At 72.9% G+C, this 20,768-nt stretch carries 17 protein-coding genes; 8 read left to right on the top strand and 9 right to left on the bottom strand.

From position 1 onward, the window contains the following. Window positions 1-55 precede the first annotated feature (55 nt). Window positions 56-1,354: a wax ester/triacylglycerol synthase domain-containing protein gene (locus AB0G59_RS18925; RefSeq protein WP_360912940.1), complete on the top strand. Its 1,299-nt coding sequence runs from the start codon at window positions 56-58 to the stop codon at window positions 1,352-1,354. A 100-nt stretch (window positions 1,355-1,454) separates the two neighbouring features. Beyond that, window positions 1,455-2,393 carry an alpha/beta fold hydrolase gene (locus AB0G59_RS18920; protein ID WP_360912938.1) on the top strand — a complete coding sequence of 313 codons (939 nt, stop codon included), beginning with the start codon at window positions 1,455-1,457 and terminating at the stop codon, window positions 2,391-2,393. A 42-nt stretch (window positions 2,394-2,435) separates the two neighbouring features. Here the strand turns inward: AB0G59_RS18920 and AB0G59_RS18915 are convergent, their stop codons facing one another. After that, entirely contained in the window at window positions 2,436-3,356 is a 921-nt protein-coding gene (locus tag AB0G59_RS18915) for a serine hydrolase (RefSeq protein ID WP_360912936.1), read from the bottom strand. A gap of 243 nt (window positions 3,357-3,599) precedes the next feature. Continuing rightward, window positions 3,600-5,216 (bottom strand): phospholipase D-like domain-containing protein, encoded by a 1,617-nt coding sequence (locus AB0G59_RS18910; RefSeq protein WP_360912935.1) that lies wholly within the window; start codon window positions 5,214-5,216, stop codon window positions 3,600-3,602. Window positions 5,217-5,534: 318 nt separating this feature from the next. Between AB0G59_RS18910 and AB0G59_RS18905 the strand changes: the two genes are divergently transcribed. Further along, on the top strand, window positions 5,535-6,581 hold the full coding sequence (locus tag AB0G59_RS18905; RefSeq protein WP_360912933.1) for a tetratricopeptide repeat protein: 1,047 nt from the start codon (window positions 5,535-5,537) through the stop codon (window positions 6,579-6,581). Window positions 6,582-6,648: 67 nt separating this feature from the next. Next, window positions 6,649-7,707 (top strand): polyprenyl synthetase family protein, encoded by a 1,059-nt coding sequence (locus AB0G59_RS18900; RefSeq protein ID WP_360912931.1) that lies wholly within the window; start codon window positions 6,649-6,651, stop codon window positions 7,705-7,707. Window positions 7,708-7,735: 28 nt separating this feature from the next. Here the strand turns inward: AB0G59_RS18900 and AB0G59_RS18895 are convergent, their stop codons facing one another. From AB0G59_RS18895 to AB0G59_RS18885, 3 genes are read right to left on the bottom strand one after another with little or no spacing between them, the layout of a single operon-like run. Then, the gene (locus AB0G59_RS18895; RefSeq protein WP_177338008.1) at window positions 7,736-8,278 is read right to left on the bottom strand and encodes an RDD family protein; all 543 of its coding nucleotides are present in this window, start codon (window positions 8,276-8,278) and stop codon (window positions 7,736-7,738) included. A gap of 52 nt (window positions 8,279-8,330) precedes the next feature. Beyond that, a complete protein-coding gene (locus AB0G59_RS18890) occupies window positions 8,331-9,734 on the bottom strand; it encodes an MFS transporter (protein WP_360912929.1) in 1,404 nt (467 codons plus the stop codon). A 49-nt stretch (window positions 9,735-9,783) separates the two neighbouring features. Beyond that, a complete protein-coding gene (locus AB0G59_RS18885; RefSeq protein ID WP_360912927.1) occupies window positions 9,784-10,935 on the bottom strand; it encodes an alpha/beta hydrolase in 1,152 nt (383 codons plus the stop codon). A 149-nt stretch (window positions 10,936-11,084) separates the two neighbouring features. Between AB0G59_RS18885 and AB0G59_RS18880 the strand changes: the two genes are divergently transcribed. Further along, window positions 11,085-11,663 carry a GNAT family N-acetyltransferase gene (locus AB0G59_RS18880; protein ID WP_360912925.1) on the top strand — a complete coding sequence of 193 codons (579 nt, stop codon included), beginning with the start codon at window positions 11,085-11,087 and terminating at the stop codon, window positions 11,661-11,663. A 63-nt stretch (window positions 11,664-11,726) separates the two neighbouring features. Here the strand turns inward: AB0G59_RS18880 and AB0G59_RS18875 are convergent, their stop codons facing one another. Both AB0G59_RS18875 and AB0G59_RS18870 read right to left on the bottom strand, forming a co-directional pair. Then, complete coding sequence (locus AB0G59_RS18875; protein ID WP_360912923.1) at window positions 11,727-12,761, bottom strand: hypothetical protein; 1,035 nt, start codon at window positions 12,759-12,761, stop codon at window positions 11,727-11,729. Window positions 12,762-12,878: 117 nt separating this feature from the next. Then, window positions 12,879-13,103 (bottom strand): hypothetical protein, encoded by a 225-nt coding sequence (locus AB0G59_RS18870; RefSeq protein WP_360912921.1) that lies wholly within the window; start codon window positions 13,101-13,103, stop codon window positions 12,879-12,881. A 176-nt stretch (window positions 13,104-13,279) separates the two neighbouring features. On the opposite strand from AB0G59_RS18870, the gene AB0G59_RS18865 reads away from it, so the two are divergent. The 3 genes from AB0G59_RS18865 to AB0G59_RS18855 all read left to right on the top strand — a co-directional run bounded on the left by AB0G59_RS18865 (window position 13,280) and on the right by AB0G59_RS18855 (window position 17,698). Further along, a complete protein-coding gene (locus AB0G59_RS18865) occupies window positions 13,280-14,551 on the top strand; it encodes a histidine kinase (protein ID WP_360912919.1) in 1,272 nt (423 codons plus the stop codon). Beyond that, window positions 14,548-15,279 carry a response regulator transcription factor gene (locus AB0G59_RS18860; protein ID WP_360912917.1) on the top strand — a complete coding sequence of 244 codons (732 nt, stop codon included), beginning with the start codon at window positions 14,548-14,550 and terminating at the stop codon, window positions 15,277-15,279. The genes AB0G59_RS18865 and AB0G59_RS18860 overlap by 4 nt, the downstream gene beginning before the upstream one ends. A gap of 280 nt (window positions 15,280-15,559) precedes the next feature. Next, entirely contained in the window at window positions 15,560-17,698 is a 2,139-nt protein-coding gene (locus AB0G59_RS18855; protein WP_360912915.1) for a PIG-L family deacetylase, read from the top strand. A 64-nt stretch (window positions 17,699-17,762) separates the two neighbouring features. Here AB0G59_RS18855 and AB0G59_RS18850 read toward each other — a convergent pair whose 3' ends face one another. Further along, window positions 17,763-19,400: a GMC oxidoreductase gene (locus AB0G59_RS18850; protein WP_360912913.1), complete on the bottom strand. Its 1,638-nt coding sequence runs from the start codon at window positions 19,398-19,400 to the stop codon at window positions 17,763-17,765. A 100-nt stretch (window positions 19,401-19,500) separates the two neighbouring features. Beyond that, a complete protein-coding gene (locus AB0G59_RS18845) occupies window positions 19,501-20,697 on the bottom strand; it encodes a cytochrome P450 (RefSeq protein WP_360912911.1) in 1,197 nt (398 codons plus the stop codon). Between the last annotated feature and the right edge of the window lie 71 nt (window positions 20,698-20,768).

Raw genomic sequence — 20,768 nt, 5'->3', positions numbered from 1 at the left:
CCGTCGGCACGGCCCGTTCCGGAGAACCGCTGAGACCAGGACGTAAGGACTCCCTGTGACCCCCCACCCGTCCCTGCCCGAACTCGCTTCCTCCGGCCGGACCGCCGAGCGGCCGGCCGCCTTCGCCATGCCCCCGCTGGACGCCTGGCTGTACCGGCACCAGAGCAGTGGGGCGGTGTGCATGACCGCCGGGGTCCTCGCCCGGTTCGAGGGCCCCGCACCGTCGTTGCCGGGCCTGCGGGAGCTGGCGCGGCGCCGGTGGGGGGCGTACGAGCGGCTGCGCTGGACGCCGGGGGCGCCGGCGACCGGGTCCGGTGCGTGGCCGCACTGGACGCCGGGGGCGGAGTTCGACCCCGGGCAGCACATTCCCGACTCGCCCTCGCCGGCCGCGCTGGAGGCCCGTACCGCCCAGTTGCTCGCCCATCCGCTCGGCCCGGCCCGCCCACCGTGGCAGCTGCACCTGCTGCCGGCTCCCGACGGGTTCGCCCTGTTGCTGCGTGCCCATCACGCCCTGCTCGACGGGGTGTCGTTCGTGACGCTGCTGCGCGATCTGCTCGACGCGCCGGCCGCCGTTCCGGGCCAGCGGATGCGGCCCGGTGCCGGGGAGCCGGCCGGGCCGCCCCGGCTCGCGCTGGCCCGGGCCCTGGCGGACCTGCTGCCGAGGGCGCGGCCGCTGCCGTTCCACGGGCCGGTGGACTCCCGGCGGGCGGTGGCGTGGAGCCGGGTGTCGGCGGCGGAGCTGAGCGCGGCCCGGGACGCCCTGCCGTCGGGGCGGGCGTCCGCCAACGCGGTGTTCCTCGCCGCGGCGGCCGGTGCGCTGCGCACCGCGGGCGTCACGGGGCGGCTGCCGGGGCTGCCGGGGCTGTGCGCGATGGTCCCCGTGGACGTGCGCGCCGACGACGAGGGGGCGGTGCTGGGCAACCGCTATGCCACGGTGCGGGTGCCGCTGCCCGCGGGCGGCGGCCCGCAGCGGCGGCTGGCGGCCGTGGACGGCTTCACGCGGCGCGCGGCGCTCAAGCAGCGGGCGCGTGCGCAGGCGCTGTTCGTGTCGTCGCGGCCGCGGCGGTACGGGCTGGTGGGCGAGGTGCTGGGCCGTTACGCGGACTCCCCGCTCTACTCCTCCCTGCTGTGCAGCAGCATGGCGACCCATGCGGGCCCGCTCGCGCTGGGCCCGGCGCGGCTCACCGGCATCGCCGCGCTGCCGCCGCTCAGCCCGGGGCATCCGGTGGCGATGACGATGGCCGTGCACGACACGAGCGCGACGGTGACGGTGACGACCGACCACGCCCACCGGCACCTGGGGGCGCGGCTGTCCGCCCTCGTCCGCGAGGAGATCCTCGCGTTGGTCGTCTGAGGGCCGTGCGCTCGGACGGGCGACGGCCATATGGGCAGTAACGTCCCGCCTCGGTTCTCGTTCCCCCTGGTGAAGTCCCCCCACGAAACGGAGACCGGCCGTGCCGACGCGTACCGCACTCCTTGAAGAGGTCATTCCGCTCACGCTCGACGGTTACGCGTACAGCGGCCGGGTCGTGCACCAGCCGAACGCCAGAATGGCGCCCATCGTCCTCGTGGGCGGGGCGTTCCAGCACCAGAACGCCTGGGGCCGGCTGGAGCAGGGTTTCCTCGAGGCCGCGAGCGTCATCACCGTGGACCTGCCGGGCTGGGGCGGCGCGGACCGGCTGCCGGCGCGGTACGGCTTCGACTTCCTCGCCGAGGCCCTCGACCAGCTGCTGTCCAAGGTCGCTCCGGCCCCGGTCAACGTCCTCGGCGGGTCGTACGGCACGGCCGTGGCCTATCAGTGGGTGCGCGACCACCCCGGGCGGGCCGAGCGGATGGCGCTGGTCGGCACGATGTCCCACCTGGCGGACCATGTGCGCGCCCGCGTCGAGCGGACGCTGCTCATGGCGGAGACGGGCCGGCGCGCGGAGTTCGTCGAGTGCGTCGTCGAGACCATGGTGTGCACCTCGCCGGGTGTCACCGTGGTCCGCCGGCCGTCGATCATCCGGTGCCTGAACCGGGCGCTGCACGACATGACGGCGGACGACATCGCCAAGTACCAGGACAATTCCGAGCGGCTGCTGGCGTCCCCCCGGCTGCCGGGCGGTCCGGCCGTGCGCGTGCCGGCCCTGGTGACGACGGGCGAGCACGATCCCTTGAGCACCCCGGCGCTGAGCCGCGAGGCGGCCACCCGGCTGCCGGACGCCCGCTTCACCACGTTCAAGGACGCCGATCACCTCGTCCACCTCGAAAGGCCGGCGGAGGTGGTGGACCTGATGACCCGTTTCTTCGCCGACGAGCCGCTGGTCGGCCTGGAGTACTGCCATCCGGTCGAGCACGTCCGGCAGCGGCCGATGACCACGCTCCCCTCGCCCCGCCCGGCGGGCGATCGCTGAGGGGGTCCGGCCTCTCCGGGAGGCCGGACCGGTGGGACGGGGTCAGTCCTCGTGGGCGCCGGAGGGCAGATGGCGCAGCTTCATGGCGGTGCGGGTGCGGAAGGCGTAGTCCAGCATCTTCGCGGCGTCCGGGTAACGGCCGGCGGCGTCGTTGAGGATGACGCCGACGACCTTGCGGGAGCCGCGCTGGGCGGCGAAGACCAGGCAGGGGCCCGCTGCCTGTGTCGACCCGGTCTTGAGCCCGATGACGCCCTGGTAGGAACCGAGCAGCTTGTTGGTGTTGTACCAGGTGTAGAGGCGGTTGACGTTGGCCGCCTTCTGCTGGGTGCTCGTCGCCTTCATCACCGTGGCGAGGGTGCCGCTGCTCAGGGCGTGCCGGGCGAGCTTGGCCAGGTCGCGGGGGGTGCTGTAATTGCCGCCCTGGGACGAGATGCCGTCGAACGAGTCGTAGCGGGTGTTGCGCAGCCCCAGTTCGCGGGCCTTGTCGTTCATCGTGGCGACGAAGGAGTCGGTGCGCTCCGCTTCGGTGCCGCCGCTGCCGAAGGTGTCGGCGAGCGCGTAGGCCGCGTCGCATCCGGAGGGCAGCATCAGGGCGTAGAGCAGCTGCCGGACGGTCAGTTTGTCGCCCGTGCGCAGGTCGGCCGTGCTGGCCTGCTTGCGGGTCACCCAGTCGCGGTAGGACTGCTTGACGGCGATCTGCCGGTCGAGCTCTCCGGCGTGGTCGTCGAGGACCACGACGGCGGTCATGATCTTGGTGGTGCTGGCCATCGGCCGCTTGGTGTCCGCCGCCTTGCCCCACGGCTTGCCGTCGGGGCCGCTGTCGAGGTAGGCGCCCTTGGCGCCGATCTCCCCGGGGCCGGCCGCGGCTTCGGCGGTGGCCGTCGGGAGGGCGACCGCGACGGCCGCGGTGGATGCGGTCAGCGCCGTTCCCCAGCGGCGGACCACCCCCCGGCGGAGCCGCACGTCGACACTTCCCCCACATCGCTGCATGGATTCTCCAGATTTCCTCGCTGGTCGGGTTGGGGCGAGCGCATGGTTGCACCCGATGCCGCGCGAGATGAAATCCCTTCACTAATGAGTGAAGACAGTCGGATAATTCCCCGATATTCGAACGCATTTATATGGACGAAAAGGGGAGTGCCCGTACCGGTGTGGTACGGGCACTCCCCCGCTTGCGTTCCGCGCAAACCCGCGGTGGCGCCGGGCTCAGGCCGAGCAGACGCCGCGCGCGTGGTCGAACGTGGCGCCCGCCTGCGAGTACGTCCAGGCGGGGTCGAGCAGCTTGGCCTCCAGCTGCTTGGCGGCTTCCGGGCTCTCCACGATGTAGCCGAAGTCCTGCAGCCACGAGGGGTAGAGGTTCTTGGAGCCGATGTAGAAGGCGGAGCTGTCCACGGACACCATCTTGTGGTGCAGCGCGTACGGCTTGCCGTCGGCCCAGGTGGCGCCCGGCGAGCTGCGGAAGGTGGCGAGCTGGAGGGTGGAGCACATCGCGGCCTTGGCCTTCTGCTGGTCGCCGGTGACCAGGGCGAGGCGGCCGCGGAGGGTGTCGCTGATCTCCGCCAGGGACTTGATCTGCGAGTAGCCGCCGCTGCCGACCGCGCCGCGGTTGGCGGGGTCGCTGACGACGATGCGGACCTTCACACCGGCCGCCATCTTCGCCGCGAGGGCGTCGTAGAGGCGGATGTCGTAGCGGGCGATGGGCGGGCAGGTGGCGTTGAGGTCCTGCTGGGAGATCACGATCTGGCGGTCCGCGCTGGCCACCAGGGCCCGCAGGGCGCTCTCCTCGGGGTTGACCGTGTCGTAGTCACGGTCGGCGTTGGTCTTGTCGGGCAGGCCGACGACGCACTTGGTGTCCGGGGCGGTCGGCAGCTGCGGGGTGAACTTCGAGGCGGGGTCGGAGTCCTTGATGCCCACGCCGAGTCCGCCGACGGCGATCACGGGGACGTCGCCCGTCGGGGCGGCGGGGGTGGGGTTGGCGTCCTTCTCCATCGTGGGCATGCACTCGCCGCCCGAGCCGGCGAACCAGACGCTGGCGATGTTGCTCTTGTTCCGGCACGTCCAGGTCCAGAGCGTGTCCAGGTAGCGTCCCGCGGTGCTCGCGGCCGGGCCGGTGAGGGCCATGTCGACGTCCGTCACCGGGTGCGCGGTGTCGAGGTAGTCGCCCTTCCAGCTGTTGATGCCGCCGGTGATGGCCGACTCGCCGTCCACGACGAGGAGCTTGGAGTGGTTCCAGGAGAAGCTGGTCTTCGACGTGGTCATCGACGCGACGTTCAGCGTGATGCTGTCGGCGGCCTTGCCGAGACGGGCCTTGAGGTCGTCCCGGTACTTCGTGGGCAGCACGTTCATGTGGTAGACCGGCGCGGCGCCGACCAGGACGCGTACGCGCAGCTTGTTCCCGGACTCCACCGAGGCCTTGAGGCCGGCGGCTATCGCGTCCTGGAACGCGCCGTCGGGGAAGGGCGCGAGGGTGGAGATGTCGACCGTGCGCTTCGCCTTGGAGATGTTCTCCGTCATCTTCGCGAGCAGCCGCTTGGTGCCGGGCCGGTCCGCGCACGTGGCGTCGCCCCAGCAACCGGGGCTCTGCAGGAGCCAGTCGGAGGGGTCCGCGGCGGAGGCGTCCAGCTTGTTCCCGGCGGTGCGCTGCCAGATGTCACCTTCGAGACCGGGCGAGACCTGACGCAGCGTCTTCTCGACGGCGTCGAGGTGCGGGGTCGGCGAGGAGCTCGCGAAGGCGGGGGCCGCGGGGAGCGCGGCGAGGACGACGGCCGAGACCGTGGCACTGCGGGTGAGACGGCGTAAACGGCGGAGCCGGTGGCGGAGCAATTGTGCATCCTTAAACGAAGGAACGATTCCGCGAACGGAAGATCAACGCGGAGAAGCTATCAGCTGTCGAACAGTTGAACAGGACACATCGGTCCCCACCGGCGGATTCAGGTCAGCGGCCCCTCCAGAGGGCGCCCTCCGGTCCGCACCGCGCCGTACGTCTCGCGTATGACCCTCCGCCCTGCCACCAGCCCACAGAGGTACGGCAGACCGCCTGATGGATGGACGTCCGGCCCCGCCCCACGGCCATAGCTTCGTGATGAGCTTCTTGATCACATCCGTCAGGAAGACCGGAAGTCCGTCACGACGGAGGCAGACATGTACGGCAAGGCATTTGCCCCCGAGTACCGCGGCGCGCTGGGCGAGCTGTCGGTCAACTCCTCGCTGGAGGAGGTATTGGACAAGGCCGTGGAACAGCGGCGCAGGGCCGAGCTGCGCGGTGTCGCCCTGGAGTCGGCGCACGCGTCGCTGGCCGTCGCCGAGGCCAGCCGCCGCCTGGGCCGGATCGCCGAGGCCGAGCAGGCGTGGAAGGCCAGCTACCGGGCGGCCCGGCAGGCCGGCGACGAGGGCGCGATGGCGTGGGCGGTGTGGAGCGGCGGCACCCTGGCCCGCCAGCGCGGCGACCTCGCCCTGGCCCGGCGGTGGCTGGCCATCGCCGCCGAACTGGCCGAGCGCGGCGGCGACGTCGTCGCCCGCGGCTACTCCCTGGCCGGGCTCGCCGAGACGGGCCGCATCCAGGGCGACTACCGTGCCGTCGGCGAGCTGCACGAGAAGCTGCTGGCCGAGGCCAGACGGCGGGGCGAGGCCCGGCACACGGTGTGGGCGCTGGAGGGCATCGCGCAGATGCACCGCAACACCGGCTCGTACGACACGGCCCTGGCCATGTTCGAGGAGGCCGCCCTGATAGCGGCGCGGGCCGACGACGCCCGCGGCCGGGCGTGGGCGCTGCGCGGCATAGCCGACGTGCTGTCCCTGCGCGGGGAGACCGGCCGGGCCCTGGAGCTGTTGTCCGAGGCCGAGCGGGCCTGCCGCGACATGCGGCTCGTCAGCGCGCTGGCCTACAACCACAAGATGCGGGGCAACGTGCTCTTCCGCGCCGGCCGCTACGAGGAGGCGCGGGCGACCTACAGCGGGGCCCTGGAGGAGTTCCGTGCGATGGGCGAGCCGCGGGGCACGGCGCTCGCCACGCTCGGCCTGGTCAAGGCCCGGGCCCGCCTGGGGCGCGACGTGGCCGGTACCGCCGCCGACCTCGACGCGCTGCACACCACGCTCGGCGGCCTGGGCCTGCTGCACGCCCGGGAGATGGTCGACCGGGCGCGGGCCGAACTCGGGATCGCGCCCGTGCCGGCGGCCTCGGCGCCCTGAGATGGCCGCCGCCTTCGCGGCCGTGCCCACCGCCCCCGCATCCCACCGGACGAGAGAAGCCCCCGCCATGACGTCACAGACCGGCCTGCAGGTGCCCCCGATATCCCCGCACCATGTGCTCGAGCGCTGCCGGGAGCTGGTCGAACCAGCCTTGAGGGAGGCCGTGCAGGGCCTGCACCCCTGGCCGCGGCTGATGGCCTCGTTCTCGCTCGGCTGGTGCGACGCCGAGGGCACGCCGGGCGCCTTCGCCGGCGGCAAGGGGATGCGGCAGGCCCTGGCCGTCGTGGGGGCCGAGGCCGCGGGCGCGCCCGTGGGGGCGGGGGTCGCGGGGGCGGTCGCGGTGGAGTTGGTGCACACCTTCTCGCTGGTGCACGACGACATCATGGACCGCGACGAGCGGCGGCGGCACGGCGCCAGCGCCTGGAAGGCGTTCGGCACGGGCCCCGCGGTGCTGGCCGGCGACGCGTTGTTCGCCCTCGCCGTCGAGACGCTGGCGGCGGCGGACGGCGGGCAGAGCGCGGCGGCCCTGCGGTATCTGGCCGGGGCGCTGCGGGAACTGGTGGCGGGCCAGGCCGACGACCTCCTCTTCGAGGCCCGGCCGTGGACAGGCCCCGATGCCGTGGACCTGAAGGAGTACGAGGCCATGGCGGCCGGCAAGACCGGTTCCCTGCTCGGCTGCGCGCTGGCGCTGGGCCCGGTGCTCGCCGGGGCCTCGCCGCTCGTGGTGGACGCGCTCGCGCGGGCGGGCCGGCATCTGGGGGCGGCGTTCCAGGCGGTGGACGACCTGCTGGGGATCTGGGGCGACCCGGGCGCGACGGGAAAGCCGGTCCACGGGGACCTGCTCCGGGGGAAGAAGACCCTGCCGGTGCTCACGGCCCTGGCCACGGATTCCCCGGCCGGCCGGCGGCTCGCGGACCTGCTGGGCCCGGCCGTCCCGCTGGACGCCGCGGGCGCGCGCCGCGCGGCCGGGCTCGTCGAGCGGGCCGGGGGCCGGGATGCCGCCCTGGCGCAGGCCCGCCGCCATGCGGCCGCCGCGCGCGAGTGCCTGTACGGGGTGCCGCTGGCACCGCGTGCGACGGACGAACTTCTCGCGCTCACCGGCTTCCTGGTGGAGCGGCGGCTGTGACGGGGGCGGGCCCTGCCGGGCGGGGTGCTCAGGCGGTGCGGTTCACGACGACGCTGCCCGCCGCCTTGTCGTGGAAGCACTGACGGAAGGGCTTGTCCCAGCAGCAGGACAGCACGTTGATCAGGCCGCCGAGCGGGATGAAGCCGATCAGGAGGTAGACCAGCCACCGACCGAACGCGGCGCCGAGGGTCAGGTTCTGGCCGTCGGAGAGCCGGGCGACGCGCAGACCGCAGATGCGCTTGCCGAACGTGGCGCCGTACTTCCAGGTCAGCACCGGCTCGTAGCACAGGACCATGAGGATGCCGGCGATGCCGAGGACGGCTCCGATGGCGGGTGTGGCGCCGGACGCCTCCATCAGCGCCACGTTGATCAGGCTCACGACGAGCATGGGCACGACCATGAAGATGATGTCGAGAACGCGGGCGCCCAGGCGGGCGCCCTGGTTGGCGAGGGCCTGCTCGGGCGGGCCGGCGGGGCCCATCGGCGGCATGGACGGCGGGTAGTACTGGGGCGGCGGGGCGTTGTAACCGTAGGGGTTCTGGACGCCGGGCTGCTGCTGGTATTGACTCACACAACTGATCCAATAGGAGAGGCGGCCGATCGTACAAATCGATGATTGCGCGTCAGATATTCAATTCCGCATCGGTGGCCTTTGCAGGTTTATGCGGAGCGTCGGCGGATGACGACACCGTGCGCGGTCGCCGGCCACGGTCCATTTCCTTCCATTCCGGTCGCAGGGCGGCCAGATTGGTCGTACAGAAATACGCCGCCGCCCCGGCCAGGAGCACCGGCATCAGCCCGAGCGATGCCACGGCGGCGCCCGCCAGCAATCCTCCGAGAGGAATACCGGCCCAGGCGCATGAATCCCCCAGGGCCCGTACGCGGCCCAGGAGTTGACGCGGCACGCGCTCGAAGGAGATCGCGCCCAGGATCGGATTGAGAAAACCCGCGCCGAATCCGGAGAGCGCGAACACCGCCACCACCGCCCACACCGGGGCCCCCGAGGCGAGGATCAGCCAGCGCGGCGCACCGGCCAGCAGGAATCCGGCGAAGAACACCAGCCGGCGCGGCAACCGGTGGGCCACGGCGGCGGCGATGAGGCTGCCGCAGACCGCCGCGATCCCGGCCGTGGCGGCGGTCAGCCCGATCACCGCCGGCCCGCCGCCGCTCTCCCGCGCCCAGACCGGCACCAGCACGGCGTTGAACGCCGCGTCCAGCAGGTTGGTGATGCCCACCATGACGATGATGGTGAGCAGCAGGCGTTCACCGCGCAGGAACGTGAAGCCCTCGCCGAGGCGCCGCCAGTAGCCGGCCCCTCCCCCGCCGTCGACGGACGCGGCGTCGTCGCCTACGGGCCGGCCCATGCCGCGCGGCAGGACCAGCGCGATGACGACCGACCCGAGGGCGAACGACACGGCGTTGACGACCAGGCCGGTCAGCGGGCCGATGAAGGCCACCAGCGCGCCGCCGGCCGCCGGGCCCACCGTGGAGGCCAGGCGCTCGGTGACGCCCGCCAGGCCGGTGGCCCTCTCCAGCGGCACCCGGCTGCGGTCGGCCGCCTCCGGGACCATGATCTCCTTGGCCAGGTCTCCGGGGCCGCGCACCGCACCCACCACCGCGACCAGCGTCAGCAGCAGCCAGAAGGGCAGCACGTGCAGACTGTGCGTCAGCGGGATCAGCAGGACGGCCACCGCGCTGACCAGGTCGGTGCTCCAGGACACGACCCGGGGGCCGACGCGGTCGACGAGCGGGCCCGTGAGGGCCTTGACCAGGACGTAGGGGGCCATCTCGCAGAAGGCGACCAGTCCGGTGAGGGTGGCGCTGCCGGTGGTGACGAGGACGAACCACGGCAGGGCGATCGCCGAGACGCGCGTACCGGTCAGGGACACGGCCGTGGCGGCCAGGACGCCGGCCAGTGGGCGGAGGCGGTGCGGGCCGGTCTTCCGTACGGGGTCGATCTCGTCGGCTATGCGGCCCGTGTGGTGAGGAGGGGGCGGTCCGTCGCCCGGTCTGTTGCGATCTGCCATGCCCTTGACATTAGACGGCCGTTTCGTGGCCGCAGAAAGCGTTTTTCGGCTAGCTGACGGCCGCGTACGTGCCCAGGGCGATTTCCGCGAAGTGGCGCAGCGAGCCCGTGCCGGGGGCGAAGTAGTCGCTGTGGCCGTGGGCTCCGTCGGACGGGACGAGTCGGGCGCCGAAGTCCGGCGACGTGGGGTCGGCGCCGTGGCCGAGGCCGAAGAGCCGGAGGTGGGGCACCCTGCCGATCCAGTCGGCGGCGTTGCGGCGCGTCGCCCACACCCGGGCGCCGGTGTGCAGCGCGGAAGCCGAGTCGGCGCGCATGCCGGGGCTGCCGAGGGCGACGACGTCGGCGACCTCGGCGCCGTCCAGCCCCCGGGCGGCCAGCCCGCAGACGACCGAGCCGTAGCTGTGGCAGAAGACGGCGGGCGGTGCGGCGGGGGCGAGGGCGGAGAGGCCGGCGAGGAAGCGGTCCAGGCGTGCGGCACCCGCTTCGGCGAGGCGGCCGGTGGCGGCGTCGAGGCCGACGCCGACCGGGGTGGTGTACCCGGCCCACGCGATCACGGCGGCAGGGGTGTCCGGCGCCTGCCGGGTCATCTCGGCCAGCAGTGAACGTGCCATTCCGGCGGGGGTGCCGAACCGGTCCTTCGTACGGTCGAAGGAGGCCAGGTCGATGTCCGAGCCGGGGACGACGACGGCGGTGCGGCGGGCCGCCGCCCAGTCGCCGTAGACCTCGGCGAGCTGCCCGCGCCCGCGCGGGTCGAAGGCGAGGATCTGCCGGCCCGGCGCCAGCAGACGCTCGTACCGGCCGGCGAGCTCACCGGCCCGCTCGCGCTCGTGGGCGGGGAGCAGCCGGTCGGCCGCCCGGGCCCGCTCGCGCTCGCGCTCGGCGGTGAGGGCCAGTCTGTTGGCCTCGTACCGCAGGGGTATGGGGGTGCCGTCGAGGTTGCCGACGACCAGCGGGTGACGAGCCGCCAGGTCGTGCCGGCGCGTGTCGTCGAGGACGGCGAAGAAGCGCGCCACCTCGCGCGGGGTGGCGGTGGCCGGATCCGGCAGCGGGCGGTGCAGGAAGTGGTCCGCGCGCCACGCGGCGGCGCCGGCCGGGGGGCCGGTCACGGCGGTCTGCTCGCCGCCGACGGCCCAGCCGGCCGTGCCCGCCATCACGGTCGTCGTGAGTGCTGCGGCGACCAGTGTGCGCTTGAAGCGGCGCATGCGTGAATTCCCCTCGTCTGCTGCGGTGACGAGGGGAAACGTAGGAAGCAGGTGTGTGGCGCGGCGTCACACCACGGGGCCAACCGAGGGGTGATACCGGGGTATGAGAAGCGCCCGGTCCAAGGTCAGGAGGGTTCTACCGTAGGGGAATGATCACTGACGACCGCTCGCACACCATCGCTCCGGGCATCCTGCTGCGCCCGGTGACCACGGACGACGCCGAGGCCCTCGCCCGGGCCTACCGCGCCAACCGCGCACATCTGCGGCCCTGGGAGCCACGGCGCGACGAGGCGTTCTTCACCGCCGAGGGACAGGCGGAGCGGCTGCGCGACCTGGCCCAGCTGCGGCGGGCCGGGCGGGCGATGCCCTGGGTGCTGGTGGCCGGTGACGGCGGCGAGGTGGTGGGGGTGATGAACCTGTCCAACATCGTGCAGGGGGCCTTCCGCAGCACCAACCTCGGGTACTGGATCGCCGCCGGCCATACGGGCAAGGGCCTGGCCAGTGCCGCCGTCAGCGCCGTGTGCCAGGACGCCGGCGAACGGCTGGGACTGCACCGGATCGAGGCCGGGACGGTCGTCAGCAACTCCGCTTCCCAGCGGGTGTTGGCCAAGTGCGGCTTCGAACTGATCGGCACGGCACGGAACTACCTGCACATCGACGGGCAGTGGCGGGACCACCTCCTCTTCCACCGGATCCTCAACGACCGCGACCTGTCTGCCCCTGCCTGACCCGGGCGGAGCCGGCCGGACCCGCGCGGCGAGGCCGGGCCGGGCCTCGCCGCGCTCCTGCTCCTAGGCCCAGTTCTGGCGCTGCAGCCAGAGGTTGCGCTCGGGTCCGGAGCCCTGGGTGAAGACATAGAGCAACCCCACCCGGTTCATGATCACCGGACTGACGTGGACGTCCCCGATCTCGCCGTCGAGCGACCGGAACTCCTCATAGGCAGCGCCGTTCGCCGACGTCTGCACCGTGACCAGCAGCGTCCTGTCCGTACCCTTGGCGAGGACGGTGATGCGGCCGTCCTGCCCTAGGCACGCGGTCGGCCGGTCGGTTATCTGCCCCTTGAGCGAGGCCGAGCGCTGCCAGTTGTCGTAGTCGTCGCTCTGCCCCACGCGCCAGGCCGAGCCGTCGGACCCCCGGTAGAAGATGTGGACCCGCGACGCGGCGTCCGCGATCGCCGAGGGGCGGCTGGTGACCCCGGTGGTCTGTCGCTGGAACGCGTCCCAGGCGTCGGCGGCGTTCGACGCCTTCTGCTGAATGGTGTGCAGCGTGTCGTCGGCGCCCCTGACGGCCACGACGATCCGTCCGGAGCCGTCGAGAACGGGCGAGGGGGTCGCGAAGATCGCGCCGCCCAGCGAGGCGGGGGCCGTGTACGACTCATAGCTCAGCGCCTGGTTGCGCGTGTACCACAGGGCGCCGTCGGTGCCCCGGAAGAAGATCTGCAGGCGTCCGTCGGAGTTGAGCGCGGCGGCCGGGTCGCCCCCGATGTTGGTGACGATGCGCTGCGGCGGGGCGAAGCCACCGTTGACGACGCCCTGGGTGACCGCTTCCAGATGGCCGTCCGGGGTGCGGTAGAAGACGCGGATCCGTCCGTCCCTGCCGCGGATCGCGCTGGGCGCGCCCGCGATCCGCGTGCCTTCGTGCCGCAGCCACGAGGACCAGCCCCGGTCGCGCGTCTCCCATATCGTCCACAGCGAGTTGCCCCCGCCCTGCACGAAGGCCTGGACGCGGTTGTCGGAGTTGAGGGCCGCCGAGGGCTCGCCGTGTACGGAGCCCTGCAGGTTGGTCCAGTTGCCCCACTTGGTGCCGGGAGCGGTGGAGACAGGCATGCAAACTCCTCGATCGTCGATGTGCCGAGTTGTCGCGCCGGGCTCCAACTTAGCCACGCCCGGCAGGAAGGCCACAGAGCGGAATGAGCTGGCGCGATATCGGCCGTGCCGGCGCCGTCAGCGACGGCTGCGGGCCTCGGCCCGCCCGGCGGCGTCCGAGGCCAGGACGAGGGCCACGCCCAGCACCACGAGCACCCCGCCGGCGTATATCTCGTGGCCGTGGAGGAAGCCCAGGTGGCGGAGGAGGCCGAAGTCCCGGAACCAGCCGGTGGTGTCGTGGAGGATGCCGGCCAGGCCCTGCAGCGCGAGGAGGACGCCGAGGCCCTCGAAGAGTTTCTTCATGCCGCCATCGTGGTCCGGCCACCCGGCCCCGGTCGTCGGCCGGAGGGCTGTACGGCCGCGACGGAAGGAGCCACGCAGCCGGGTGGCCCGCGTCCAAAGTCTCGACCTCCCCGACTTTGGTCGACGGTCACCCCGTGACGGGCCGGCGGAGGACGTCCGGTCCGTAGATTGATGGCATGAGCAGCGGAAAGACGACCGGGGATGCGGGGCGCGCGGCGGGCCAGGAGTACGGATGGCTGCTGCCGTCCGCCGTCGCGGACCCCGCGGGGAGCGGCGCGGCCGCGGGCCGCTCCCGGCGCACGGTGCGCGACTGGGCCGTCGACATCCTCTGCCTCGCCGTGGCCGCGGTGGTGGGGCTGCTCGCCGCCGAGCCGCTGCGCGCGGATCCGCACACCTCCGCCTCGGTGTTCCTCGCCGATCAGATCGTCGGCGCCCTCGCGGTCACGGCGTTGTGGACGCGCCGGCGGTGGCCCGTGGGGCTGGCCGTGGCGCTGGCGGCGGTGAACGCCGTCTCTCCGCCCTCGGCCGGCGCGATGCTGGTGGCGGTCTTCACCGTCGCCGTCCACCGGCCCTTCAAGGTGACCGCGTCGGTGGGCGCGCTCGCGCTGGTGAGCACCCTGGTCTCGGCCGTCGTGCGCCCCGACCGCGATCTGACGTTCATGGCGTCGGCGGTCATCGGGACGCTGCTGGTGCTGACCCCGATCGGCTGGGGCATGTTCGTACGCTCCCGGCGGCAGTTGCTGCTGTCGCTGCGCGAGCGGGCGCAGCGCGCCGAGGAGGAGGCGGCGCTGCGCGCCGAGCGGGCGCAGCGGCAGGCGCGGGAGCGCATCGCACGGGAGATGCACGACGTGCTGGCGCACCGGCTGTCGCTGCTGTGCGTGCACGCGGGAGCGCTGGAGTTCCGGGCGGACGCCAGCCCCGTGGAGGTGGCGCGGGTCGCGGGGGTGATCCGCGCCAGCGCGCATCAGGCGCTGCAGGAGCTGCGGGAGGTGATCGGTGTGCTGCGGGCACCCACCGGTGCCGACGCCGGCGATCCGGGCCGGCCCCAGCCCACGCTCACGGCGTTGGAGGGGCTGGTCGAGGAGTCACGGCAGGCGGGGGCGGCGGTCGTCTTCGAGCAGCGGGTCGCCGATCCGGCGGCCGTGCCGGCCGCGACGGGCCGCACCGTCTACCGGATCGTGCAGGAGGGTCTGACCAACGCCCGCAAGCACGCGCCCGGTTGCGAGGTCACGGTTGTCGTCGAAGGTTCCCCGGAAAGAGGGCTGACGGTCGAGGTGGGCAACCCCGCAAGCGTGGCGGCGAAGGACGGGGCCCCGGCCGTCCCCGGTTCCGGACAAGGCTTGATCGGGCTTGCCGAACGGGCCGCCCTGGCGGGTGGACGGCTGGAACACGGCCCCGCCCCCGGCGGCGGTTTCCTGCTCCGGGGCTGGATACCGTGGCGGCCATGAACGCGTCACCGCCACCGCAGTCTCCCGCAGGGTCCGGGGCCCCGCCCGAGGCGCAGTCCCCGCCGATCCGTGTGCTCCTGGTCGACGACGATCCGCTCGTGCGGGCCGGGCTGTCGTTCATGATGGGCGGGCTCGCGGACATCCGGATCGTGGGCGAGGGCGCGGACGGCAGCGAGGTCGCCGCGCTCGTCGACCGGCTCGAGCCCGATGTGGTGCTGATGGACATCCGCATGCCGTCGATGGACGGGCTGGCCGCCACCGAGCGGTTGCGCGGGCGCGACCGGGCCCCGGAGGTGATCGTCCTGACCACCTTCCACGCGGACGAGCTCGTGCTGAGGGCGCTGCGTGCCGGCGCGGCGGGCTATGTGCTCAAGGACACCCCGCCCGCCGAGATCGTGGAGGCGGTGCGCCGCGTGGCGGCCGGTGCCCCGGTCCTCTCCCCCACCGTGACCCGCCGGCTCATCGCCCAGGTCACGGAGCGGGGGCAGGACGCCCGCGGCAGCCGGGCGCGGGCCCGGCTGGCCGGGCTGGGCGAGCGTGAGCGGGAGGTCGCGGTGGCCGTGGGCCGCGGGCAGTCCAACGCGGACATCGCCGCCGCGCTGTACATGAGCGTGGCGACGGTCAAGGCGCATGTCTCCCGCATCCTGACCAAGCTCGGTCTGAACAACCGTGTGCAGATCGCCCTGCTCGTCCATGACGCGGGGGAGCTGGACGACGCCGAGGACTGAGCCGCCCGACACCGCACGCCCCACCAGCGGGACCCGTCGTAACCCACGGTAGTGACCCCACAGCACCGGGCATCGCGTTGCCTGATCGCCTGGGAATCTATGCCTCGCCGTGGCACGGCTGTTACACGACCGCAGGGAAACAGGGGGTTGCGGATCATAAGATCGAACTCTTGATCAGCGGGCGATTAAGTGCTAATCGCCCGCTTCCGCGTACTACCGCGCTCACTTGGCGCAGGGGATGGGAGATACGCCTGTGCCAGGGCGAATACCGCGTCGGCGCATGCTCCAAGCGGCCGGTGGCGGCCTGGTCGTCGGAACGGGCGCGGTGGGTGCCTGGCAGTGGCTGGCCCCCGACGCACAGGGGGGCCGCAGCTCCAAGGAGTTCTCGGCGCGGCCGGCGAAGGCCGCGCTCTCCGAGTCGTTCGTCCACATCATGGCCCACGCCGACGACTCCCTGTACTTCATGAACCCGGAGCTGGAGCAGGCCATACGCAGCGGCGCCCCCGCCGTGACCGTCTGCATGACCGGCGGCGAGTCCGACGGCCGCAACGCCCTCAGCCGCAGCCCCGGTTACGCCCAGCTGCCCGAGAAGCGCGCCGAGTTCGTCCGCGCGCGGATCAACGGCCTGCGTGAGGCGACCGCCCACATGGCCACCGGCGACTGGCTCAGCCCGTGGACGGTGGAGAAGACGACGCTCCTGCCCGGCTTCGAGGTCGAGCTGCAGACCCTCAAGGCCGCTCCGCAGGTCCAGTTGATCTTCATGGAGCTCGTCGAGGCGCGGGTGATGCGGGCGCCGCGCAAGGACAGCCTGCGCGGTCTGTGGCTCGGGGCCACCCCGGGCCTCACCACGCTCGTGCCCGCCGCGAGCCCGGTCGAGCGCACCTTCCAGTACAGCCGTCAGCAGGTCGTCGACTCCCTGACGGCCGTGCTGGAGCGCTACCAGCCGACGGTCGTACGGACCCTCGACCCGAACCCCACGCACCTGCCGAAGCAGCCGCACTACGCCGACACCCCGCCCGTCCTGCAGGGCATATCCACCCACGACCACCAGGACCACACGGCCTCCGCCCACTTCGCGCAGGCCGCCCTGGCCCAGTACTGGGGCCGCAAGCACGCGCGGCCCACGGCCGTGGACAGCTACGTCGGCTACGAGGTGGCGACGCTGCCCAACAGCCTCGACGCGGCCACCACCGCCCACAAGGTCGAGATACTCGACATCTACGGCTGGGCCGACGGCAGGGACTGCGGCGACCCGGCCGGCTGCGGCGACCGCAAGGTGGGCAACCGCTCGAAGGACACCCGCTGGTCGGACAACCTCCGCCACCGGGCCACCGGAACCCAGCGGTGGGTGCAGCCGCTCACCGACGGCCGGCTCGCGGCCTTCGCGATCCTCGACGGCCAGGCGCAGTGCTGGACCGAGACCAGGGCCGGCAACGGCATCTGGTCCAAGGCCGTGCCGGCCGGCGGCTCCATGCTCGAAGGCCAGATCCAGGCTCTGCGCCGCGCCGACGGCACGCTGCGGCTGTTCTCGGTGCGGACGGTCCTGCCGACGCCGGACTCGGCGCACCGGCGCGAGATCGTGACCGCGGCCCAGACCGGCGCGACGCCGGGCGGTGCCCCGTCCTTCGGCTCCTGGGAGTCGCTCGGTGCGCCCGAGGACGAGCCCGGGCGGTCGATGGAGATGGGCTACCCCGTCGCGGTGGAGGAGCAGGACGGCACCGTCCACGTCTTCGTCAAGAACTGGGCCGGCGGCGTGAGTGTGCGCTCCGGCGCGGGCGGCCGGGACTGGACGGAGTGGGAGGAACTGGCCACCGACACGGACCGGCCGGTACGGGTGGAGGACGGCCTGGACGCCGTGGTCGACGCCAAGGGCCGCGTCCACGTGGTCGCCGCCGACACCAAGACCGTCCACCACTGGATGTCCGCCGGACCCGGCGCGCCGCTGGAGCCGGCCGGCCCGACCCGGCTGCCCGCCGCCACCGGACCGCTGACCCTGGCCCCGCTCTCCGGCGGGGGCGTGCGCCTGGCCGTGCGCCAGCCGACCACCGCCCGTGTGGTGATCGCCGACCGGCAGGCGGAGGGCGGCTGGCGGGTGACCGCCCAGGGCCGGTCCATCGCGGGCTACGGCCGGGTCGCGCTGGCCCAGGTGGGCGGCACCACGGTGCTCGCCGCCCGCGACGGCAAGGGCATGATGCGGCTGTCCGCCGGCGCGGGCCGCCCGGGCCCCTGGCAGGACGGGGGCGTGCCGCACCGCGGGACGGCCGGCATCGCCCAGGACGCCAAGGGGCGCCCGGTCGTGGTCGTGCTCGGCATGGACGGCCGGCTCAGCAGCGCCCGCGGCAGGGGCACGGGCGCGTCGGCCTTCACGGACTGGGTCGCGCACGACGGCAGCGTCCTGAGCGATCTGCAGACGTCGTAAGCACGTCGGCCGCCGTCCGCCGTCCCGCCCGGTCGCGTACCGGGCGGGACGGCGGACGCGTTCGTCAGGAAGCCGAGACGTCCTGCTGGATGATGCGCTCGATGTTGCGCTCCGCCAGGGCCGTGATGGTCACGAAGGGGTTCACGCCGATGGAGCCCGGGATGAGGGACCCGTCCGTCACATAGAGGTTGCGGTATCCGGAGACCCGGCCGTAGAGGTCCGTGGCCTTGCCGAGGACGCAGCCGCCGAGCGGGTGGTAGCAGAAGTCGTCGGCGAAGTTCTTGAGCTTGGCGCCGAAGAGGTCGTACCGGTACATCGTCGTGTTGGCCTTGTTGATCCGGTCGAAGAGCGACTTGGCGGCGTTGACCGCGGGGGTGTTCTGGTCGCGGGTCCACCGCAGGTTCGCCCGGTCGTTGGCGCTGTCGTACACGAAGGTGCCGCGCTCGGGGTTCTTGGTGATCGCCAGGTAGAGGCTGACCCAGGTCTCCAGGCCGGCCGGCATGGGGGCGATCTCGGCGAAGACGGGGGCGGCGGCGTTGTTCCAGTCGTCGATGCCCAGGGCGGGGATCGAGGACTGCTTGGCGCCGGTGGGGTTCCACATGTGGTTGGCGCGGGCCGTCATGATGTTGCCGTTCGGGCCCCAGCCCGCGCCGACCTCGCCGCTGAGGTCGGGCAGCGCGCCGGTCTCGCGGGCGCGCAGCAGGAGTTCGGTGGAGCCGAGGCTGCCGGCGCCGAGGAAGAGATAGGTGCAGGTGATCTGCTTGGTGGCGAGCCGCTTGCCGTAGGCGTCCTTCTCCTCGACCGTCAGGACGTAGGAGCCGTCGCGCTGCCGGCCGATGGCCTTGACCGTGTGCATCGTGCGGATGGTCACCTTGCCGGTGCCCAGGGCCGAGGCGAGGTAGGTCTTGTCGAGGCTGAGCTTGCCGTGGTTGTTGCCGTAGATGACCTCGGTGCCCAGCGCGGACTTCGGCACCTCACCGGCCGCTTCGCGCCGCATGTAGTCGAAGTCGTAGACGTTGGGGACGAAGGTGGTGCCCAGGCCGGCCTTGCCGGCCTGCTCCCGCGAGACGCGGGCGAACTTGTACCACTCCGTGTCCTCGAACCAGCCCTTGTCGATGTGGTTGACCCTGAGCGTGGAGTTGGCGCGCGGGAAGTACCGGTCGTACATCTCGGCGGCGTCGACCCGCGGCAGGACCTCCTCGAAGTACGAGCGCTTGGGCACCACGGCCATGCCGCCGTTGACCAGCGAACCGCCGCCGACGCCGCGTCCGACGTACACGGACATCTGGTCGAAGTTGACCCGGTCCAGGACGCCCGCGTACGGGGTGATGTTCTTGTTGACGACGTCGAACCACAGGAACGAGCCGAGCGGGGCCTCGGTGCGGCTCTTGAACCAGCTGGAGCGCTCGTCGGGCTTGAGCATGTTGCAGAAGGTGTTGCCGTCCGCTCCCGGCTTGTCCCACTGCTGCCCCATCTCGAGCATCAGCGTCTCGACGCCGGCCTCGCCCAGGCGCAGCGCGGAGACGGCCGCGCCGTAGCCGGTGCCGATGACCACGGCCGGCACGAAGGAGCCGTCGTCCGCCCTGGTGGCGGCGTGCGCGCGCGAGGCGGTGCTGATCGTCGTCGCTCCGGTGAGGGCGGCGGCGCTCAGGGCCGCCATGCCCAGCAGGCGGCGGCGCGAGAGGTGCTGGTTCATGACCATGCGGGGATACCTGACCTTTCGGATACTGCTGACGGGCCGCCGGGGTTGCGGCCTTGGTGAAGCGTGGTGGTCTGTGGGGCCGGGGGCGGGCGGGCCGCCGCTACCAGGCGACCGGAAGCCGCAGGACGCCGTGGACCTGGGCGTCGTGCCGGAGGGGGACCTCCGCGGCCGGTACGGCCAGGCGCAGGCCGGGGAAGCGGTCGAGGAGGGCGGTGAGGCCGGCGCGCAGCGCGATGCGGGCGAGCTGTCCACCCAGGCACCGGTGGATGCCGTGGCCGAAGGCGAGGTGGCCGGTGGCGTCGCGGGTGACGTCGAGGCGTTCGGGGTCGGGGAACCGCCCGGGGTCGCGGTTGGCGGCGGCGAGGCTGACCACGACGACCTCGCCGGCCCGCACCGTGGTGCCGCAGACGTCGACGTCCTGCCGGGCCGCCCTGGTCGGGCCGTGGTGGACGACGCTCAGATAGCGCAGCAGTTCCTCGACGGCGCCGTCGGTCAGTGAGCGGTCGGCGCGCAGCGCGGCGAGCTGGTCCGGAGCGCCGAGGAGGGCGAAGACGCCGAGGCCGAGCTGGTGGGCGGTGGTCTCGTGGCCGGCGAGCAGCAGCAGGAAGGCCAGCGCGGCCAGTTCCTCGTCGGTGAGGGCGGGGTCGGCGTCGATCAGGCCGCTGAGGACGTCGTCGCCGGGCCGGGCGCGCTTGAGCTCGACGAGCCGGTGGAGGTACGCGCCGAGCGAGGCGAAGGCGGCGGTGATCTCCTCGGCGGAGGTGCCGTGGCCGCTCCAGACGGCGGCGTCGTGCCCGAAGCGCTCCCGGTCGGCGTGCGGCACTCCCAGCAGTTCGCAGATCAGCAGGGCGGGCAGCGGCAGGGCGTAGTGGGCGAGGAGATCGGCCGGGGAGCCCGCGCGCTCCATGGCGTCCAGCAGCTCTCCCGCGGCCTTCTCGGTCCGTTCGGTGAGCCGGCGGATGCGGTGGGCGGTGAACTGGCCAGCGAGCAGGGTGCGGTAGCGCTGGTGCTCGAGGTTCTCCGGCCGGACCGGCATGCCCGGCGGGGCGGCCGGGAATTCGGCCAGGGTGACGGCGCGCGGCACCGCCGGATGCTCGTTCTCCCCCCGGGCACCGAACCGGGGGTCGGTTAACACGGCGCGGGCGGTGGCATGTCCGGTGGCGAGCCAGCCGAGGCGGCCGTCGGTGAAACGCAGCCGGGTGAGCGGCTCCTTCGCGCTGGATTCCCGGGCCGGGACCGGCGGGTCGAAAGCGTTCCCACGAGCAGTGGGGAAGGCCACCGGCACGCCCTGGGTCATGTCCCGCCTTTCAGGGGAGCGCGCCGCCCGGACTCCTCTTCGGCCCTGCCGACGGCACTTCACATACGCAC

It is taken from the genome of Streptomyces sp. NPDC021096, from assembly GCF_040641275.1.
Taxonomy (GTDB): domain Bacteria; phylum Actinomycetota; class Actinomycetes; order Streptomycetales; family Streptomycetaceae; genus Streptomyces.
This window is presented reverse-complemented; position numbering and strand designations above follow the sequence as displayed.

Bases quoted from the DNA above. Each gene is read 5' to 3' on its own strand.
- AB0G59_RS18905 (WP_360912933.1), top strand. From the start codon at position 5,535: ATGTACGGCAAGGCATTTGCCCCCGAGTACCGCGGCGCGCTGGGCGAG.
- AB0G59_RS18900 (WP_360912931.1), top strand. From the start codon at position 6,649: ATGACGTCACAGACCGGCCTGCAGGTGCCCCCGATATCCCCGCACCAT.
- AB0G59_RS18890 (WP_360912929.1), bottom strand. From the start codon at position 9,734: ATGGCAGATCGCAACAGACCGGGCGACGGACCGCCCCCTCCTCACCAC.
- AB0G59_RS18885 (WP_360912927.1), bottom strand. From the start codon at position 10,935: ATGCGCCGCTTCAAGCGCACACTGGTCGCCGCAGCACTCACGACGACC.
- AB0G59_RS18880 (WP_360912925.1), top strand. From the start codon at position 11,085: ATGATCACTGACGACCGCTCGCACACCATCGCTCCGGGCATCCTGCTG.
- AB0G59_RS18875 (WP_360912923.1), bottom strand. From the start codon at position 12,761: ATGCCTGTCTCCACCGCTCCCGGCACCAAGTGGGGCAACTGGACCAAC.
- AB0G59_RS18870 (WP_360912921.1), bottom strand. From the start codon at position 13,103: ATGAAGAAACTCTTCGAGGGCCTCGGCGTCCTCCTCGCGCTGCAGGGC.
- AB0G59_RS18865 (WP_360912919.1), top strand. From the start codon at position 13,280: ATGAGCAGCGGAAAGACGACCGGGGATGCGGGGCGCGCGGCGGGCCAG.
- AB0G59_RS18860 (WP_360912917.1), top strand. From the start codon at position 14,548: ATGAACGCGTCACCGCCACCGCAGTCTCCCGCAGGGTCCGGGGCCCCG.
- AB0G59_RS18855 (WP_360912915.1), top strand. From the start codon at position 15,560: ATGCTCCAAGCGGCCGGTGGCGGCCTGGTCGTCGGAACGGGCGCGGTG.
- AB0G59_RS18850 (WP_360912913.1), bottom strand. From the start codon at position 19,400: ATGGTCATGAACCAGCACCTCTCGCGCCGCCGCCTGCTGGGCATGGCG.
- AB0G59_RS18845 (WP_360912911.1), bottom strand. From the start codon at position 20,697: ATGACCCAGGGCGTGCCGGTGGCCTTCCCCACTGCTCGTGGGAACGCT.